12 protein-coding genes are annotated in these 18,904 nt (G+C 72.4%); 5 read left to right on the top strand and 7 right to left on the bottom strand.

All coding sequences use genetic code 11. From position 1 onward, the window contains the following. The first annotated feature begins 105 nt into the window (after window positions 1-105). The 5 genes from AB0I98_RS04860 to AB0I98_RS04840 all read left to right on the top strand — a co-directional run bounded on the left by AB0I98_RS04860 (window position 106) and on the right by AB0I98_RS04840 (window position 6,177). Entirely contained in the window at window positions 106-801 is a 696-nt protein-coding gene (locus tag AB0I98_RS04860; protein WP_362935334.1) for a TerB family tellurite resistance protein, read from the top strand. A 143-nt stretch (window positions 802-944) separates the two neighbouring features. After that, entirely contained in the window at window positions 945-3,032 is a 2,088-nt protein-coding gene (locus tag AB0I98_RS04855) for an MMPL family transporter (RefSeq protein WP_362935331.1), read from the top strand. Continuing rightward, the gene (locus AB0I98_RS04850; RefSeq protein ID WP_362935731.1) at window positions 3,029-4,303 is read left to right on the top strand and encodes a sensor histidine kinase; all 1,275 of its coding nucleotides are present in this window, start codon (window positions 3,029-3,031) and stop codon (window positions 4,301-4,303) included. The genes AB0I98_RS04855 and AB0I98_RS04850 overlap by 4 nt, the downstream gene beginning before the upstream one ends. Next, window positions 4,300-4,965, top strand: a complete 666-nt coding sequence (locus AB0I98_RS04845) for a response regulator transcription factor (protein WP_362935328.1) — start codon at window positions 4,300-4,302, stop codon at window positions 4,963-4,965. Before AB0I98_RS04850 ends, AB0I98_RS04845 begins: the two co-directional genes overlap by 4 nt. Before the next feature lie 33 nt (window positions 4,966-4,998). Next, the gene (locus tag AB0I98_RS04840) at window positions 4,999-6,177 is read left to right on the top strand and encodes a sialidase family protein (protein ID WP_362935325.1); all 1,179 of its coding nucleotides are present in this window, start codon (window positions 4,999-5,001) and stop codon (window positions 6,175-6,177) included. Between the two features lie 7 nt (window positions 6,178-6,184). Here AB0I98_RS04840 and AB0I98_RS04835 read toward each other — a convergent pair whose 3' ends face one another. From AB0I98_RS04835 to AB0I98_RS04805, 7 genes are read right to left on the bottom strand one after another with little or no spacing between them, the layout of a single operon-like run. Next, entirely contained in the window at window positions 6,185-10,282 is a 4,098-nt protein-coding gene (locus AB0I98_RS04835; protein ID WP_362935322.1) for a hypothetical protein, read from the bottom strand. Next, window positions 10,279-12,003 carry a toll/interleukin-1 receptor domain-containing protein gene (locus tag AB0I98_RS04830; RefSeq protein WP_362935319.1) on the bottom strand — a complete coding sequence of 575 codons (1,725 nt, stop codon included), beginning with the start codon at window positions 12,001-12,003 and terminating at the stop codon, window positions 10,279-10,281. Before AB0I98_RS04830 ends, AB0I98_RS04835 begins: the two co-directional genes overlap by 4 nt. Continuing rightward, window positions 12,000-13,622, bottom strand: coding sequence for a tetratricopeptide repeat protein (locus AB0I98_RS04825; protein WP_362935316.1), 1,623 nt, complete (start codon window positions 13,620-13,622; stop codon window positions 12,000-12,002). The genes AB0I98_RS04830 and AB0I98_RS04825 overlap by 4 nt, the downstream gene beginning before the upstream one ends. A gap of 26 nt (window positions 13,623-13,648) precedes the next feature. Next, complete coding sequence (locus AB0I98_RS04820; protein WP_362935313.1) at window positions 13,649-13,933, bottom strand: hypothetical protein; 285 nt, start codon at window positions 13,931-13,933, stop codon at window positions 13,649-13,651. Further along, window positions 13,920-15,470: a hypothetical protein gene (locus tag AB0I98_RS04815; RefSeq protein WP_362935310.1), complete on the bottom strand. Its 1,551-nt coding sequence runs from the start codon at window positions 15,468-15,470 to the stop codon at window positions 13,920-13,922. The genes AB0I98_RS04820 and AB0I98_RS04815 overlap by 14 nt, the downstream gene beginning before the upstream one ends. Further along, window positions 15,467-16,951 (bottom strand): hypothetical protein, encoded by a 1,485-nt coding sequence (locus AB0I98_RS04810; protein WP_362935307.1) that lies wholly within the window; start codon window positions 16,949-16,951, stop codon window positions 15,467-15,469. Before AB0I98_RS04810 ends, AB0I98_RS04815 begins: the two co-directional genes overlap by 4 nt. Continuing rightward, the gene (locus tag AB0I98_RS04805; RefSeq protein WP_362935304.1) at window positions 16,948-18,891 is read right to left on the bottom strand and encodes an Hsp70 family protein; all 1,944 of its coding nucleotides are present in this window, start codon (window positions 18,889-18,891) and stop codon (window positions 16,948-16,950) included. The genes AB0I98_RS04810 and AB0I98_RS04805 overlap by 4 nt, the downstream gene beginning before the upstream one ends. Window positions 18,892-18,904: the final 13 nt, after the last annotated feature.

The following is an 18,904-nucleotide window of genomic DNA, read 5'->3' as shown; positions in this document are numbered from 1 at the left end:
TGCAGGTCACGGGTGGGTCTCGTCCGGGGTACTGACTCTGCCTCGCCAATGTGGCTAACATCACGCGAGCGCGGCGATGTTGCCGTGGGGTTACGGAGGTGCGACGTGCTGCCAGGACGGGGACGAGACGGCCGTGCTGCCAGGCGTGCGCGCATTCTGGGCACCCGTACCTCGTGGAGTGCCGTCGGGGACGGTGAGTTCTTCTGTCCGGGGTGTGGGGGAGACCGGAATTATCAGCGGCTGACCGGGCGTCGCCGGTTCACGATGCTGGGTGTGCCCGTGCTGCCGCGGGGTGAGTCCGGGCCGGTCGTGGAGTGTGCGGCCTGCCGTCGGCACTTCGGTACGGATGTGCTGGATCACCCGACGACCACGCGGTTCTCCGCGATGCTCCGCGACGCCGTGCACACCGTCGCCCTCGCGGTCCTCGCCGCGGGCGGCACGTGCAGTCGTACGTCGCTGGAGGCGGCGGCGACCGAGGTGCGTGCCGCCGGGTTCGACGACTGCACGGAGGACCAGCTGAACGCTCTCGTGGAGGCGCTGGCCGCGGACACCGGCCGGGTCTACGGCGAGCCGTGCGGGGCGGGTCTGGCCATAGAGCTGCATGAGGCCCTCGATCCGCTGGCCCCGCACCTCGCCGCGGCGGGCCGGGAGTCGATCCTGCTGCAGGGCGCGCGGATCGCCCTCGCGGACGGGCCGTACACCCCGGCCGAGCGGGATGTGCTCAGCACGGTGGGGGCGGCGCTCACGATCTGCGGGGACGATGTGAGCCGGTTGCTGGCGGCGGCGCGTACACCGTCGTAGCCGTACTCCCCGGGGAGTAACGCGGCCTGCGGGCCGCCCCTGGCAGTACCCCTCAACTCGCCCTCACGCGCGACGAATCGCCCCCCTCCCGCCGGGAGTCTGGAGAACGACCCAGACACCCCGACCGGAGGGAGGCCCGTCATATGGGGGCCGCAAAGACATCCGTACGGCGGCGGCGAGCCGTGCCCTGGCTGGTGCTCGGGCTGTGGATCGCCGTACTGGCGATCGCCTCGCCGTTCGCCGCGAAACTCGGCGACGTCCAGCGTGACCGTGCCGTCGACTATCTGCCGGCCAGTGCCGACTCCACCCAGGCCGCCAAGATCGAGGAGCGGCTGCCCGGTGGTGAGGCCACCGAAATGGTCGTCGTCTATCACCGCGACGGCGGACTGACCGCCGCCGACAAGGCCACCGCTGCCGGCCAGATCGACCGGATCGCCGACGCGCACACCCTGACCGAGGAACCGGCCGGAGTGCCGTCCCGGGACGGCACCACCCTGATCTACCCGGTGGCCAGCACCGAGCCCGGCATGGACGAGAAGGCCCGGGAGGAGATGGTCCTCGACGTACGGGACATCGCGCAGGGCGGCGACGGGCTGAGTGTCGACGTCGGCGGTCCGGAGGCGCTCGACACGGACGCCTCCGAGGTCTACGACTCGCTCGACGGACCGCTGCTCTACACCGCCCTCGCGGTCGTCGCGCTGCTGCTGATCCTCATCTACCGCAGCCCGTTCCTGTGGCTGCTGCCGCTCTTCGTCGCCGGTTTGGCCGACTATCTGTCGATGGGCCTCGCCTACGGGCTCAACCAGTGGTTCGGGACGTCCGTGTCCGGCCAGAGTTCCGGCATCATGACGATCCTCGTGATCGGCGCGGGGACCGACTACGCGTTGCTGCTCGTCTCCCGGTACCGGGAGGAACTGCGGCGCATCGAGCGGCCGTACGACGCCATGGTCACCGCCCTGCGCGGCTGCGGGCCCGCCGTGCTCGCCTCCTCGGGCACCGTCGCCGCCGGACTGCTGTGCCTGCTCGCCGCCGACCTCAACTCCAGCCGGGGCATGGGCCCGCTCGGCGCCCTCGGCGTGGTGTGCGCGCTGGTGGCCATGCTGACCCTGCTGCCCGCGCTGCTGGTGCTGCTGGGCCGACGGGTGTTCTGGCCGCTGGTGCCGCGCTACGGCAGTACACCCAAGGTCCGCCGGTCGCTGTTCTCCGCGATGGGCAGCTCCGCCGGGCGACGCCCGCTGACCGTGCTCGCCGGCGGCGCGATCCTGCTCGGGGCGCTCGCGCTGGGCACACTGAACCTGCCCGGCACCATCAAGCAGGAGGACTCCTTCACCAACAAGCCCGAAGCCGTGGCCGCCATGGAGACCGTGGTCAAGGCCTACCCCGAGCAGGGCACGCAGCCCATCAGCGTCATCGCGCCCACCGACCGCGCCGACGCCGCCCTGGCCGACATCCGCGACACGGGCGGCGTGGAGAGCGCCGAACGCGGTCGCAGCGGCGACGGCTGGACCGAGATCTCCGTACTCGCCGCCGCCCCGCCGGAGTCCCCGGGCGAGACCCGCACCATCGAGGATCTGCGCGACCGGCTCGACGGCTCCTACGTCGGCGGAGTGAGCGCCGAGCAGATCGACCTGAAGGACACCAATGCGAGCGACACGAAGGTCGTCGTGCCGCTCGTCCTCGCCTCCGTACTGCTGATCCTGATCGCGCTGCTGCGCAGCATCGTCGCGCCGCTGCTGCTGGTGGCCGCCGTGGTCGCGGTGTGGGGCGCGGCGCTCGGCATCGGCGGGCTGGTCTTCGGGCCGGTGTTCGGCTTCGAGGGCACCGACCCCGGACTCGGGCTGCTGTCCTTCGTGTTCCTCGTCGCCCTCGGCGTCGACTACGGCATCTTCCTGATGCACCGGATGCGGGAGGAGGCGCTGAAGGGCGCCGACCCCGTGGCGGCCGCCCTCACCGCGCTGCGGACGACGGGCGGCGTCATCGCCTCCGCGGGACTGGTCCTCGCGGCCACCTTCGCGGTGCTCATCAACATGCCGCTCGTCCAACTCGTCGAGCTGGGCTTCGTCATCGCGGTGGGCGTCCTGCTCGACACCTTCCTCGTCCGCACCTACCTGGTCACCAGCGCGAGCGTCGCGCTGCGCCGCAAGGTGTGGTGGCCGGGCCGCCTGTCCCGCGAGCCCGAGCCGCCCATGCCGCCGAAGGAACCCGAGCCGGTGGCCGCGTCCGCCCACTGACCCGAACAGGCGCCCCTCCCTCCCGGAGGGGCGCCCTCCGCACGGAAGATGACCCTGTGCAGACATCCACCACCACGGCATCTCCCCGCCTCGGCGAGCGGGTCATGGCGGCGATCAACCGCGACCCCCGCACCGCCCCGCACGGCATGCGCAATGACGCGCTGCTGGCCGGGGCGCTCGCCGTCGTCGCCACGGCCCTCGCCCTGCTCGTCAACGACGGGCTGCGGCCCGACGCGATCGGCTGGAGTCTGCTGCTCGCCGCGCATGTGCCGCTCGTGTGGCGGCGCCGCCACCCCGTGCCGGTGCTGCTCGTGGTGCTGGCCTGCGTCGCTCCGTACCACGCCCTCGACAACAACCACACCGCGCCCATTCCGGCGACCATGGTGGTGCTGTACACGATCGCGGCGACCGGCACGGTGCGCCGTACGCTGCTCACCGGCACCACGGTCCTCGGCGTGACGCTGATCATGAACGCCCTCACCAACCCCGATGGGGCAGTGGAGCTCCTGCGGATCTCCGGCTGGGTCGTCGCCGTCCTCTTCCTCGGCATCGACGTCCGCTACTACCGCCAGTACGTCGCCGCCATCGTCGAACGCGCGGTACGCGCCGAACGCACCCGGGAGGAGGAGGCCCGCCGCCGCGTCGCCGAGGAGCGCCTCCGGATCGCCCGTGACCTGCACGACCTGCTCGCGCACAGCATCACCCTCATCGGCGTACAGACCTCCGTCGCCGCCCATGTGCTGGCCGCCGACCCCGAGCGCCTGGACCGGCAGACGCTCGCCAAGGCCCTCGACGACATCGCCGGGACCTGCCGCAGCGCACGGGGTGAACTGCGCACCACCCTGGAGGTGCTGCGCGAGCATGGCTCGGTCGACGCGCGCGGCCCGCTGCCCGGCCTCGACGGGCTGCCCGACCTGGTGGAGGCCGCCCGGCTCGCGGGCGCGAAGGTCCAGCAGACGGTGGCGATACGGCAGGCGCCGCCCGCCGTCGGCGCCGCCGCCTACCGGATCGTCCAGGAGGCGCTCACCAACGCCGTACGGCACGCGGGCCCCGAACCGTCCGTCGCCGTCGACCTGTACGAGAAGGGCGGCGCCCTGCACCTCGCCGTCACCGACGACGGCACCGGACCGACCCCCGGGAAGGCGCCGGGCTTCGGCCTCGTCGGCATGCGCGAGCGCGCCCGCAGTGTGGGCGGCACACTCGACGCGGGGCCGGGCGAACGGGGCGGCTTCCAGGTGACCGCCGTACTTCCGCTGGGAGGAGCCACGTGACCATCCGCGTCCTGCTCGCCGACGACCAGACCCTCGTCCGGGCCGCGTTCGCCATGCTCGTCGAGACCGCGCCGGACATGGAGGTCGTGGGACAGGCAGCGACCGGCCGCGAGGCACTGGAACTGGCCCGCAGCGAACGCGCCGACCTCGTGGTGATGGACATCCGCATGCCCGACCTGGACGGCATCGAGGCGACACGCCAGATCGCCGCCGACGAGGACCTGGCCGGCGTCAAAGTTCTCGTCCTCACCACCTACGACACCGACGAGCACATCATCGACGCGCTGCGGGCCGGCGCCTCCGGGTTCCTGGTGAAGGACACCCGTCCGGCCGAACTGCTGGACGCGATCCGGACGGTGGCGGCCGGGGAGGCGCTGCTGTCGCCGGGGCCGACGGCACGGCTGATCGAGCGACTTCTGCGCAGCCCTTCGGCTCCACCGGCGGCGGGTGGGCCCGAATGCCTGTCCGAACGGGAGCGCCAGGTGCTCACCCTGGTGGCGCGCGGGCTCAACAACACCGAGGTCGCCGAGGCGTTGGGACTCAGCCCGCTGACGGCGAAGACGCACGTCAGCCGGATCATGGGAAAGCTGGGCGCGAGGGACCGGGCGCAATTGGTCATCGTGGCGTACGAGTCGGGGATGGTCACACCGGGGACCATGTGACGGACCGCATCCGACGATCCGTCAGGGAGAGGGATGAGACTCCTGATCCGCACCCTCCTCGTCACCGCTGTACTCCTCAGTCCCCTGGCCGCTCCCACGGCCACCGCCTCCGCAGCCGCCTGCACCACCTCACTGCCGTACGTCTCCGGGAAGGGCGGCTACGACACCTACCGCATCCCCGCCACCGTCAGGACCGGCGAGGGCACGATCCTCGCCTTCGCCGAGGGCCGGCGCGACGGCGCCGGCGACACCGGCAACATCGATGTCGTCCTGCGCCGCTCCGGCGACGGCGGCTGCACCTGGGGCCCGCTCCAGGTCGTCGCGGCCGGCGGCGGGAACACCCGGGGCAATCCGGCGCCCGTGTACGACCCGCGCGCCGACGCGGTCGTCCTGCTCACCTCCTACAACAGCGGCGATGTGACGGAAAGTCAGATCATGCGCGGCGAGGTCACACCCCAGCAGAGCCGCCGGGTGTTCGTGCAGCGCAGCTGGGACGACGGCCTCAGCTTCACGCCCCCGCGCGACATCACCACCCGCGTCAAGCCGCGGAACTGGCGCTGGTACGCGACCGGCCCGGGCCACGCCGTCGCCCTGACCCGCGGCCCGCACGCCGGACGCCTGGTGGTCCCCGCCAACCACTCCACCGCCCCGCCCGCCGGCTCCGCCGACACCGGCCAGGAGCCCAAGTACTACGGCGGCCACGCCCTCTACAGCGACAACGGCGGCCAGACCTGGAACCTGGGCTTCGTCGACGCCACCTACAACGGCTACAACAACGCCAACGAATCCACCGCCACCCAGCTCCCCGACGGCCGCCTCTACTTCAACTCCCGTGACCACAACGGCACGAGCCCCGGCAACCGCCTCGACAGCTATTCGAGCAGCGGCGCGCGGAAGCTGGACCGCCCCTACCGGGTGCAGCCCACCCTCAACGACGTGCCCGTGGTGGAGGCCAGCGTCCTCCAGGTCCAGTCGGGCCCGCTGCTGTTCTCCGCCCCGTCCGTGCCCACCGCCCGGCGGTCCATGGCGATCTGGCGCAGCAAGGACGCCGGAAAGACGTTCAAGAAGGTCCGCACCCTGGACGGACGCCGCGCCGCCTACTCCGACCTGGTGCAGGTGAACCGGAGCACGGTCGGGATCCTGTACGAGACGGGGACGAGCGGGACGTACGAAACGATCGAGTTCCGCCGGCTTCCGGTCGGCGGGCTCTAGACGAGAGTCACTGGGGACGCACGTTGCGGAGGATCTCCGAGATTCTGGCGCGCTGTTCCTGGCTGAGCCTGTCGTCGCGCAGGGCTCCTTCCGCCTGGTCCGCGCACTCCGTCAGGACCTTGTCGAACACCGCTCGCAAGGTCCTGCGTTGCTCGCGGGAGGTGCCCTGGAGCTGCTTGCGCAGCTCCCAGGCGTGTTGATACAGCGCCTCGGCCAGCTGGCATTGGGCCTCGACGTGGTCGGGGTCCTCGTCGCACAGCTGCCGCAGGTCGGCGACCAGTTGGCCGACTCCGGCCGTTTCGGGGCGGGACCGGTGCGCGGTCACGACGAGGCTCAGGACCAGCCCGCGGCGCAGTTCGACGGTCTCGTCGTCCGTCCATCGGGAGAAGTGCTCGGCGACCGTCCGTGCCGACGGAAGGTCCTTTCCCGATTTGATCCAGCGGACGTACGCGTCGGTCAGCAGAGAGCGCAGCCGCTCGTCGTCTGGGTCGGTCTCCAGGAGCGTCCGCACGCGCCCGATGGCCTCGGCGAACTGTCCGCGGTCGATGCCGAGGCGGATGAACGACAGCGTCAGCTCCATCTGCCCGCGGGCGCCGAACGCCTCGTCCCGCGCTCTGGACAGCACCTCCTCGACCTCGTCGTGCCGGTCGAGGCTGCCCAGGAGCCGGGCCAGGACGACGGCCGGGCCGGTGGCTCCGGGCAGCCGTGCCACCCAGCGTTCCAGCGCGGTCACGGCGGCCGCCACGACGTTCCGCTCCTGTTCGTCGGTGGGGGCACCGGACCTGTTCAGGATCTCGAACGCCGATCTGACGGAGGGGTAGTAGAGCCCCCGCGGATCGTCGAGGAGGTCGGCGTAGCGGTCGGGCACGGCATGGCGGCCCCAAGAGCGGCCGATGCGCCGGAACCGGTCGGCGAACCGGTCGGTCGCGATGCCGGACGCGGACTCCTCGGCCGCCGCGAAGATCCGGCCCAGGGCGCACTCGCAGGCGAGTTCGGTGAGTTTGTTGTTCTGCTTCACGAACGCCACGGGATCGCCCTGGTACCCGAGGTGCCGGACGGCCGCCAGCACCATCTCGTCCGACGGGTCCAGGGGCAGCGCGTCGATGCGACGCAGGCTGCCGATCACGTCACCGGAGTACTCCGTGAGCGCCCACTCGGCCTCCGGGTCCTGTACGACGCTGTTGTAGATCGCCAGCTTCCACCGCACCCGGCCCAGGGCCCACTCCAGGTGCGCCTGTTCCTCGGCCTCGTCGCCGGGCCTGCGCGTGCGTCCCTTCGTCCGGGACGCCTCGCCGTATGCCTGCTCGAACAGCTCGACGCACAGCCGCTCGAAGGGCGCCCGCACCCGGACGGGAAGCGCCGCCACGGCCGTGGCGACCAGGGCCATACGACGGTCCCGGGCGGCGGCGAGTTCCTCCTCGCCCACGGAGCGGCGGACGCCGAGCAGGAGGGTGGGGCTGCGGAAAGTGAGGATGTGGTTGAGCTCCTCCAGGCACAGGTGGGCGGTGGCCGTCCCGACCCTTCCGGTGCCGGCCAGGACGGGCGGGATCCGGCGCGGGTCCTCCTCCTGTTGGCCGCGCGGCGTCATGCCCTGCAGCAGTGGGGCCGTGCCGAACGAACCGGCCAGGACGCGGTGCAGTCGGGCCCGTTCGGCAGCGCCGTGGCGGACATCCCCGTGGAGCAGGTCCCGCAGATACAGCGCTTCGAGGCAGCGTCGCCAGGCCTGGGTGGCATGCGCCAGGTCGCCTGCCGAGGTGTGGGCCACGGCGAGGTTCCGCAGGACGGCCGGGTGCAGCGGGTCGTCGGTGAGGAGGGTGTTCCAGCGCCGCCGGGCGTCGTTCGTGCGGCCCAGCCGCAGCTCGGACTCGGCCTGCTGCCCGCCGAGGTAGGTACGCAGCAGCGTGATCGCCTCCCGGTGCCGCAGCTCGGGCGGATAGGCGTCCAGCGTCGCCCAGGCCTCGGTGAAGTTGGCGTCCAGGCGTTCCTCGGCCGCGGCGAGGGCGTGGGCGACCCGTCCGCGGGCGTCGGCGTTTTCGGGCGGAGGGGGAGGGGCGGTGGGGCGCTGGACGGGGGCGGGCGTGCCGGGTGGGGCCGTCGTCGTCGGGGCGTCGGCCACCGCGTCGCCGGCTCGCCCCTCCCGTGCGGTCAGCCGTGCCAGGGCTCGCGCCGCCTGTGAAGGCGAGGGCTCGGCCGTCCCGAACTCCTGCTGCCGCGCCGCCAGTTTGCGGCCGACCCGCTTGTTCAGGATGTTCCGCAGACTGCCCGGTGACTGCTGGAGCCGCGACTCGCACGTCTCGAGCCGCTGCTGGAACTCCTCGAACGGCATGAGGAGTCCGGCCGGTTCGGTCGTCTTGAAGAGCCGCAGCTCCTCCAGCCGGTCCAGCCGGGCGCTGTCCCACTGGTCCGCCAGGTCCATCAGGACTCCCTGGTCGCCCAGGGCCCGGGCGAACCCGGCCGCGTCGTCGACCGCCTGCTTCTGCAGGGCCTTGGCATGGGCGAGAGCTTCCTCCAGCAGGCTGGTCAGCTGTGCGGCCGCCTCCTCGAACACGGCGAGCCGCTCGTCGGGACCCGGCCCCTTCGGGGTACTCACCGGGACGGCCGCCGCATCCCGGCCCTCCAGTTCGGTCAGGCGTGCCTGAAGGGCCAGCGCGCCGGGAGAGGGCGCCGGGTCGACCGTCGCGAACTCCTCGCGCCCCTTGGCGAGCTTCTTCTCGACCTTCCGCTTGAGGATGTTCCGCACCACCCCCAGGGGCTCCTGGAACTCGGCCTCGCACGCCTCCAGTTGGCGTTGAAACTGCTCGAACGGCATGAGGAGTCCGGCCGGTTCGGCGCCCTTGAAGCGGGCCAGCTCCGCCAGCCAGGACCGCCGTACGGCTTCCAGGCGGTCCATCGACGCGGCCAGGATGCCCTGGTCCCCTGACAAGCGCGCATAGTCGGCCCCGTCCGTCACCGCGCTCCCCGCCAGGTCTCGCGCGTGGGCCTGCGTGTCCTCGCGGAACTTCTTCAGCGCGGCGGCCATGTCCGCGAACACCGCCAGCCGCTCGTCGGGACCGGCCGCCCGCACGCCCTCGGGGCCGTCCTGGATCGGGACGTCCGCCATGGGGCCCGGGGGTTCCGCGCCGAGCGCCCGCCAGGCCGCCGCCAGGGCCTTCTCGTGCCGTGCCGGGTCGCCGTCGGTGAAAGCCCTGGCCGCCGCGTGGGCGCCGAGGTCGGGGAACCGCAGCGGACGCCGGAAGAGGCGCTGCCGGTGGATCAGCGCGATCAGTACGTCGGGGAGGGAACGCTCGGCGAGACAGGTCGCGAGCCGGGCCGGGAGAGCGGCCGGGTCGGTCTCGAACAGCTCGCAGACCAGGGACAGCAGACGGCTCGCCGGGCCGTCGTCGGCCGGCAGGTCCTTCGCCAGCCGGCGTACGGTCGCGGGCGGGTAGCCGTACACCATCCACTGCACGGCGAGGACGGTGAACGGGGCCGTCCCGCCCCGGCGGCGGTCCGTGAGCGCGGAGACGGCCGCCAGCTCCGTGTGGAGCGTGTCCCTCTTGCGCTCCGTCGTCCGCTCGCGCAGCCCGCCGTCGGCCGCCAAGTCCTGGACCCCGCTCCACCGGCACTCCCCGGGCCGCAGCAGGGCCTGTGCGGGCTCCCCGGCCTCCGGGTCGAAGTCGTCGCGGCCCTCGCGGATCGTGTCGGTGATCCGGTCGGCCCGGGCTCGATGCTCGTCGGTGTGGTCGGCGGTGTCCTTGTGCTGCTCGTGGAGACCTCGGTACGCGAGGCCGAGGTGGGCCCAGACGCGGTGGTTGACCGGGGACAGGTCGGTTGCCGTGGTCAGCCAGCGGACGGCGGCCTCCGGGCGACCGTGGCGCAGGTAGAGCAGGCCGACGTGGTACGGATGCTTGGGGTTGGCGCTGTCCAGGCGGTGGGCGCGGCGCAGCAGGGTCAGGGCGGTCCCGGGGTCCGTGCCGGGATGGACGGCGATCCGGAAGAAGGCCTCGACCACCGCGTCCAACTGGCCCTGGGTGACCGGCCGTCCCGCGTCGATCTCCGACCACAACGGCCCGACCAGGCGCGACAGATGGTCGGGACGGTTCTCCAGCGCCTTGCGGCGGGTCATCCCTGCGTCCCCTCTCCGCCCAGCTCCTCCACCGGCAGGATCAGCAGCCGCCGCCCGTCCGACACCGCCGCCCGGCGCCCGTCCGGGGAGACGGCCAGGGGATGCCCGCAGACGTAAGTGGTACGGCCGTCCCGGACCAGGGCGTGGGAGCCGTCGGGGTACTCCAGGACCAGCAGCCGCCCGTCGAGCGCGGAGCCCACCGGCCGGGCGCCCGGCACGGCGTGGAAACCGACGCGCACCGCCAGCTCGGCGTCGAAACAGACGCCCTGCCCCTTCGCGTCGACGATCGCCGTCAGTTCACGGCCCGGCAGGGCGCCGGTGACCGACGTCACCGGCTGCGTCGCCCGCAGGAGGTGACGGCTGGTCAGATCCAGGCGGTATGCGTGCTGTTCACCGACGACGAGGGCGAAGTTCCGTACCCGCGCGATCCCCAGCAGCACGGGCTCCAGGTCGTGTTCGTCCACGATCCGGTGTCCGGCGTACTCGGTGAGCCGCCCGTCCAGGCCGCCCACCAGCAGCCGCCCGCCCTCGGCCGCCAGCACCTGAACCCCGGCCGGGTGGTCCAGCACCCGCTCCGGATCCGCATCGCCGGAGGACAGGCGCCACACGGAGCCCGACCACATACCGGCGTACAGGATGTCTTCCTCGTCGAAGGCCAGCGCACCCGGCACATTGAGCCGCGAGCCGTCCGACGCCGGGAGGTCGTGGACCTGGACCCCGCCGGACGGGGACGCCGCCACCACCCGCCCCGACCAGTCGGCGACGGCCAGCCGGCTCCGCCCGTGCGCCCACAGCCGGGGCCGCTCCCGCAACTCCGCCGTACCGACGGCCTCGTACCCCGCCGTGCCCGGGTCGTGGACCGTCAGGGTCCGTTCGTCCAGCACGGCCGGCGTGCGGCCGTCGGGGAAGAAGACCGGCCGCCCGCGCACCGGGAGGACCGGCCGGTCGCCGGCGTCCCAGGACGGCTGCTCCTCCGGCGCCCCCACCTGGAAGGGCGCCGTCGTGACCGGTTCGCACCCCGGGGCCGTCGCGACCAGCCGGACCTCCGCCGCGACCTCCCGGAACGCGAGGTCGCCGAAGACGGCCCCACCCCCGCTGACCGGCACCGTGAGCGTGCCGGTCAGCGTGGCGTCGGGCGGCTGCGCGGAGACGGTGACCGTCCCCCCGGCGGGCCACGCGGCGGCGCCCTCCCCGGCGGTCACGGTCAGCGGCGGCAGGGTGTGCCCCACGACGGCGTCGCCGACCGGGGTGTCGAAGCGCAGCCCCGGGCGTGCCGCGCTCGTGCTCAGCCCCACGGCCTCGCGCACCTCGTCGATCCAGCGTGGCCTCGTCATCGGGATCCAGTTGATCCGGTGCACGACGTACGGCACCTTCTCGGCGGCCCCCGGATCGATCAGCAGCGGGATGAACCGGAGGCCCTTGGTCAGCCGCAGCTCGTTCGCCTCGTGGAGTTCCCACTGGCAGACGCCCTTCTCGAAGTACGTCTGCGAGTACAGCGCCACGACATGGCGGGTGTTGCGCAGCGCGTCCTCGAGGAAGTTCTGCCAGTCCGCCCCGACCGGAGTGCCCGTGCGGGACACATCGAGGTAGATCCTCGGTGTCCCGCCGCCCGCGGTCACACACTCCAGCAGTGCGTCGTGCAGATCCTTGGCCTGGATGTAGTCCTCGCGGGCGTAGCTGATGAACACGTCCCACTGACCGGCGGCCTGATCCGTCGTCATCCCATGGTCCTCGTGATCGTGCCGATCAGTTCGTCGAGCAGCTTGCGGGCGTCTGTGGGGAGGGAGCGGCCGTTCTCGTCGCGGATCCGACGGGCGTCCTGGAGGATCCCGTTGAGCTGGATGCGCATCAAGCGGGGGTTGCTGCGGCCCACTTGAGTCGCCAGTTCGTTGAAGCGCCGTACGAGACCGGACACCGCGACGGACATCTCGGCCTGGTCGATCTCCGCCAGCCGCGCCGCGATCGCCTCGTCGAGGTCGCGGACGACCTTCCTGCCCGCCTCGGTCCGTGTCTTGCCGCGCAGGTCCGGGAGCTTGTGCTGGAGGGCGGTCAGCCGGGTGCGCAGGGTCGCGAGGCCGTCGGCGGAGGCGCCGCCGCGTACGGCCTCCATGGCGTCGAGATAGGTCTTCACCGCGGCATTGACGACCGCGGCCTCCTGCCAGTTCCGGATCGCCTCCAGCAACTCCGGGGCCTGGGTGATGGTGGGGTCGCGCCGGGCGATCTCGGCGCAGGCGGCGGCCCGGTCGGGGTCGCGGCCGAGGCGCAGAAGGCAGACGGCGTAGAGGAAGTTGAGCCAGCGGAAGCCCGGGACGAGGGACAGGAGGTGCGCCATGAGCCGCGCCGCGTCCTCGAGACGACCCATCGCCATCAGAGCGGCGGCCTGCTGCGCGTCGGACTCCGCGATCAGTGTGTAGAGGTCCTCGGCACGGTCCTCGGGGAGCCCCGAGGTGCGCTTGCCTTCGATCTGGCTGCGGATGTGGCTGTCGAAGTCGTCGAGGACGGTGGTGCGGCGCCACCGGGGATCCATCGCGGCCAGCTCCGCGCGGGCCTGCCGCAGCCGGCCGTTCTTGAACTCCGCCACGGCCCGCGCGGAGTGCGGGATCAGCAGGGCGAGCTTCAGCCGGCAGGCGTAGGCCCGGACCCGTTCCTTGTCGGTGTCCGCCTCCCGGACGCCCCGCTCGGCGGTCTCCAGCGCCGACTCCAGCTGCCCGGCGCGGGCCTGGCCCAGGGCGAGGAGGTAGGAAAGGGTGCCCTCTTCCGGGGCCAGCTCCAGAAACGCCTCGACGCGGTCCAGGGCGCCCTCGGGATCGGACGTGGCGCTCTGGGCGTATGCGGCGATCTCCGCCGGGGTCAGCAGGCGGCGCAGTTCCCGCCGCAGCTCCTGGACGCGCTCGCGCAGGTCGGCCGGGAGTGGCTCGTCACGCAGCGGGCGCAGGATGCGCAGTGCCTGTGTGCGGTTGTCCCCGTCCAGGTGGAACAGGCAGAACGCGCGCAGGTAGCGGGCCTCCTGGTGGTCCGGGGCGGTGCTGAGATAGTCCTCCAGCAGCTCCAGAGCGGTCCGGTAGTCGCCGTTGCCGACATTCACGCGGGCGTCCACCAGCAGGTCCTCGCCGCCCAGGCCGAGATGCAGCTTCGTCTCGTCGAGCGCGACCGCGGGCGGCGCCAGCAGGTGCGCGGGTTCGGAGGCAGCGGCGGCCACCTGCTCGCGGAGGATCTCCTCGAGGCGCCGGTCGTGGTCGGCCAGGTCCGCGTGGCCCCGGTCCTCCTGGAGCTCGAAGGCCGGCGGCGGGACGTGCAGTGTCTGTGGGCGGCGGAACTCGTGGAACGTGTTGCCGGTCACGGGGCCCCTCCGGGTGCGTGGGCTGGTCAGGACGGGAGGTCGACGAAGGGGCCTGAGCCCGCCTCGCCCGGTTCGGGCACGGTGCCCAGGGCGTGTTCGGCCAGTTCACGGCAGAGCCGGTACTGGGCCTCCTGATCGGCCTGCACCAGGAGCAGCAACACCCGGGCGAGCGAGGCCTGTTCGAGCAGCCGGTCCTCGTCTGGGGCGGGCTTGTGCTCCACCGACGGGAGCCGGTCGAGCAGCGCCGCGTGGTCCGCCGTACGGCGCCGCCCGACGGCCGGTCGGCGGGGCAGGCGGTCACTCAGGGACATGGGGGCTCTCCTCCGGCAGGAGTGTCTGGGCGGTCCTGGTGACGACGGCGATCTCGGCGCGATGCAGGACCTCGGCGCCCTGGGCCGCCGTGGTGGCGGCCTCGTCGAGTTCGGCGAGCAGATGGCGCAGGGCTTCCTTGGCCGGGTCGCCGTCGGGCAGGTCGCGGATCCGCGGCCAGACGATCAGCTCGATGCGCCGGCGCAGCGCCTCCGCCTGCCGTTTGACGTCGTCCAACGGCGCCCGCTGGTGCGGTACGGCTCCCTCGTCCAGGTCGTCCGCCGACGCGTGCCGCTTGAACCGCTCCTTCAGGCGCAGGAGTCGGGCGCGGTCCTCGGCGGAGCGCCCGGGATCCGCCAGGAACTCCCCGAGCAGGACGAGATAGCGGGAGATGGCGTTGTCCTCCCCGCCCAGCTCACGCTCGCGCTCCATGAGGTCCAGCACCTCGGGGAGCATGATGGCCTTGGCCTTCCGCTGGCCCTCGTCGAGCACGGCGAGGGCCTGTTCACGCTCCGGCTGGTTCAGGGCGAAGTAGTAGCGGATCAGCCCCGCGACGAGATCGGCGTCCCCGAGCTCGGGATCGGCCTCGCGTACGGCGGCCACGCGCCGGTCCAGCTCCCCGAAGTCGTACTGCGACGGAGCCCCCGACAGCGCCGGTCTGCCCTGCCACTCGCGCAGCAGGGCGAGCAGGCGCAGCAGGGCGATGCCGGTGCGCAGCCGGACCGCCTTGTCGGCGTCGCCGGGCGGACCCTGGTCGAGCTGCTCGGCCAGCTCGCCCAGCCACTCGCCCAGTTCCATCGGATCGCCGTCCCGCCAGTCGCAGACCAGCAGGCCCAGATCCGCTTCCACAGTGGGCAGTTGCTGCTCGTCCGCACGCTTGCGTGCCGCGGCGAACGCGTCGCGGGCGTCGTCGGTCCGCCCGTCGAACACCGCCTGGACCCCCTTGGCGAGCTGGAGCTCGTTCAGGTCGGCCGGGACCCGGTCGGTCAGCTCACCGAGTTCGCGGACCCGGTCGAAGTGGTGCAGCGCCCCGTCGGTCTCCCGGCGTCGCCAGCGGCTCGTGGCCAGCTGGAGGTGGGAAATGGCGGCGATACGGCGGCTGTCGGGGCGGGCGTCGAGCAGGGCGCGGTGCTCGGCATGCAGGTCGGTGACGCGGACGTGGTTCTCCAGGCGGGCCTGGAGCCACAGTTCCAGGTAGGCGGAGTGCTCGGTGCGGCCCACCGCGGTGATCAGTTCGTCGAGGACGGTCGCGGCGGCGCCGTAACGGGACGGGTCGTAGGCACCCAGCATCGCCCGCACATACGCCTGTGCGAACCGGATCCGGTTCAGCGCCCGCCCCCGCGGCCCGGCGTTGACCGCCTGCCCGAGCAGCCCCTCGGCCCGCTCCAGTTCATCGCGGTCGTCGCTGTCGAGGAGCGCGAGGGCCTCCTCGTACGGCTTGCGCCAGCGTCCCGGCAGCACCACGAGGAAGTACGCCCCGCAGGCCAGCGTCGTCAGGAACAGCACCGGCAGGACGACCGTCAGCAGAATCGTGGTCATTCGTCGTCCCCCAGGCGTCGGTCGAGTTCGGCCAGCCGCATGCCGTGCTCGTGGATCTCGTCCGCGCTCATCTCACGGTTGTCCCGCATCCTGCGCAGCCCGGCCCTGACCTGCTCGGCGACCTTGGCGGCGTCGGCGCGGCGGCCGAGCAGCAGAAAGGTCTCGGCGTAGTCGAGCATCAGGTCGAACCGCCACCACATCAGGGTCTTCCCGCTGTCGTGCAGCCAGGTGTGCACATGCGCGTTGGCCTCGGCGTACGCGCCCTGGCCGATGAGGCAGCGGGCCATCTCATGGGCGTACTCGCGTTGTTGATCCTCGGGGAGCCGCTGGAACGCCGTGCGCGCCGTCGCGTTGAGGCGTTCCATGAAGGACCCCGCGGCGGCCTGGGCCAGGCGCCCCTGGAGGACCGACCACAGGCCGCCGATGATCGACAGCTGGGCGGCATAGGCCTCGGGGCGCCGTGGGTCTGCCTGCACCGCGCGCTCCAGAAGGGACAGCGCCTCCAGGGGTTCGCGCAGATCCTCGCGGGCGATCTCGGCGGCGAGGAGCAGCAGTCCGTAGTCGGCACGGTCCACCAGCGCGGCGTGGGCGAGGCCGACGGCCATGCGCGGGTTGGCGGTGGTGCGCAGGGTTCGTACGGCGGTGACGGGGTCCATCGCGCGCCGGGCCGCGTCGAGGGCGTCGGCGAGCCGTCCCGCTTCCTCGCTGCCGGGGTTCGCGGCACCCGGACCGGTCAGCTCACGCAGGCGGTCGCGTACGGCCCGTACCGGTTCCACCCGGCGCATCCAGGACGGCAGTCGCTCCTCGTCGGTGAACACGGCGGCACACGCGGCGCGTTGGAGGAGCCGCCCGGGTTCGTCCTCGGGCAGGTTCTCGAAGCAGCGGCGGGCCGCGACGACCAGGGCGTACAGGCCCGGGTCCCGGTCGAGAGGCAGCCGGCCGCGGGCTGCCTCGGGGGCGAGGTGGGCGATCCGGGCCGGCTCACCGAACAGCAGGCCCAGCGGCGGGGCGCCCCAGGGCGGCAGCGGCAGCAGCAGCGGACCGCGGTCCTCGGTCAGCACGATGTCCGCGGGCAGCGGCACCAGCCCGGTGCCGATCGCCCGGCGCCAGTCCGGGTACACCCGCAGCACGGCGGCCACCGCCGCGACCCGGTCCGCCGGTTCCGGGTCGCCGAGGGCGTCGGCGAGGCTGCGCCGCGCGTCGGTCTCGTAACTGACGACCTGGAACCAGTGGCCGCCGACCTGCCGCTGCTCGCCCCGCTCGCCGGACACCACCGGGACCAGCTCGCGGCGGCGCGGCCGGGTCTGCCAGGCGACCAGATCAGCGCGCTGCTCCCCGCTGATCTCCTCGGCCGGGATGAGCCGGTACCAGCGGCGCCGCCGGGGCGCGCGGTACACCGAGCCCCACCAGCCGACGCCGGCGTACTCGGCGTCCAGCTCCTCCTCGACGGCCTTCGTACGCTCGTCGACGGATGTCGTCACAGTTCGTCTTCGAGTCGGTCGGCCAGCTCGTCCAGCGTGTCCTCGTCCGCTCCCGCGCGCACGGCATCCGCGAAGGCGCCCAGCGCCTCGATAAGCGCCGGCCGCACCTGTCCGTCGCGCGCCGAGCGGAGTGCCTTCTTGACCATGCGGCGGTATTCGGCGGGGATCTCGGCGGGGTCGACGTCCGGCAGCGCGGCAGCTTCCGGGGCCGGGACGGGGTCGGGGAGCGTGACCGGGTCCGGTACGGCCACGGGCTCAGGGACCGTGAACTCCGGTACCTCAGGGGCTGTTTGAACGGGGGCCGCGGCCCGGGGGGCGCCGTCGGCGAACAGCCGCACCAGGGCGGCACGCCGCTCCGCCAGCTCGTCGATCTGCCCGATCGTCGTGCTCTGGTCGAAGGTCGCCTCGTACTCGCGGCTGGTGTTGGTGTGGGTGACCCGCACTCCGAGCAGTCCGTTCACATCGAGGGAGAACTCGACCTCGAACTGGTGGTAGCCCTCGGGGCGGGGCTCGATGTCGTCGAGGTGGATCGTGCCGATCAGGGTGTTCTCGTAGATGTAGTCGCGCTCGCCCTGGTAGATGACCGCCTCGATACGGTCGGCCTGTTCCGGGTTCGTGTACGTCCGCACATTGCGGGCCGGGATCTTGTCACCGCGGTCGATCAGCCGGTCGAACTTGCCCTGCTGGACGCCGACGCCGAGGGTGTGCTCGGTGATCAGGGTGACGGTGTAGTCCTGCTCGTCCGCGGAGCGTTCGGCGGTGGGCCGGGTCGCGAGGTCGAAGGCGGGCGTCGGCTCGAACCTGTTCGCGACGATGGCCGCGCCCCGGGCGACCAGGGTGTCGGGGTTGGCGTCCCCGCGCACAAAGCCCTCGTCCTGGTCGAAGTAGTCGAGCAGCATCTCCCGGACCCGCGGGATACGGGTGGAACCGCCCACGAGCAGCACCGCGTTGACGTGCTCGCGCTCCACGCCCCCCTTCTCCTTCGCGAAGAGCAGGGCCTCACCGACCTGGTCCAGCGACCGCTTCAGGATCGGCTGGATCTCCCGCTCGAAGCCGGCCCGGTCCAGCTCCAGGACGGGGATTCCGCCGCCCAGGTCGATGCTGGTGGTACTCCGCAGGGACAGTTCACGCTTGGCGGCCTCCGCCGCCGCCTTGATCCGCAGCCGTTCCATGTCCTTCGGCAGGGCGTCGCCGAGTTCTCGTACGATCCACTCGGCGACGGCGTCGTCGAAGTCGCCGCCGCCGAGGCGCTGGTCGCCGGCGGTGGCGATGACCGCGATCTGGTCGTCCCGGGTCTCGATGATCGACACGTCGAAGGTGCCGCCGCCCAGGTCGAAGACCAGGTAGATCTGCCGTTCCGACTCGGCTCGGTCGACGCCGTAGGCGATGGCGGCGGCGGTGGGCTCCGGGATGAGCTGACGCGGATAGAGACCGGCCAGCAGCGCCGCCTCCTCGGTGGCCTTCTTCTGCCGTTCCATGAAGTACGCGGGCACGGTCACCACCGCGTCATGGATATCGCCGCCCAGCGACTGCTCGGCGATCCGCTTCATCTGCATCAGCACCAGGGCGCTGACCTCCTGCGGGCGCAGCCACTCGTTGCCGAGCCTGGCCCGTACCGGATCGCCCTTCTTGTAGACGCCGGCCGCACCGAAGTGCGCCAGCAGTTCGTCGGTGAACTCCGCTCCCATCTCCCGTTTGATCTCCACCAGCGCGTCACCGGCTCCCGGCTCGCTGAGGGCGTCCTTGGCGTCGTGTCCGACGACGAGTGCGCCGGTGGCCGGGTCGAGCCGGACGACCGAGGGGGTCGCGACGGCGCTGTTCCCCTCGCGTTCGGGGTCGGCGAGAATGCGGGGGGCGTAGTCGTCGGGGTGGTAGGCGGCCACGGCCGAGTAGGTCGTGCCGAGGTCGATGCCGACGACCCGGTGCAGCTGGTCATCCATGAGAGCTCCTCCA

Source organism: Streptomyces sp. NPDC050211 (assembly GCF_040656035.1).
Lineage (GTDB): Bacteria > Actinomycetota > Actinomycetes > Streptomycetales > Streptomycetaceae > Streptomyces.
The sequence above is the reverse complement of the archived record's forward strand: the minus strand, read 5'-3'. Positions and strand labels throughout refer to the sequence as shown.

Coding starts and splice junctions, on each gene's coding strand:
- AB0I98_RS04820 (WP_362935313.1), bottom strand. CDS start 13,933: ATGTCCCTGAGTGACCGCCTGCCCCGCCGACCGGCCGTCGGGCGGCGC.
- AB0I98_RS04835 (WP_362935322.1), bottom strand. CDS start 10,282: ATGACCCGCCGCAAGGCGCTGGAGAACCGTCCCGACCATCTGTCGCGC.
- AB0I98_RS04815 (WP_362935310.1), bottom strand. CDS start 15,470: ATGACCACGATTCTGCTGACGGTCGTCCTGCCGGTGCTGTTCCTGACG.
- AB0I98_RS04855 (WP_362935331.1), top strand. CDS start 945: ATGGGGGCCGCAAAGACATCCGTACGGCGGCGGCGAGCCGTGCCCTGG.
- AB0I98_RS04840 (WP_362935325.1), top strand. CDS start 4,999: ATGAGACTCCTGATCCGCACCCTCCTCGTCACCGCTGTACTCCTCAGT.
- AB0I98_RS04805 (WP_362935304.1), bottom strand. CDS start 18,891: ATGGATGACCAGCTGCACCGGGTCGTCGGCATCGACCTCGGCACGACC.
- AB0I98_RS04830 (WP_362935319.1), bottom strand. CDS start 12,003: ATGACGACGGATCAGGCCGCCGGTCAGTGGGACGTGTTCATCAGCTAC.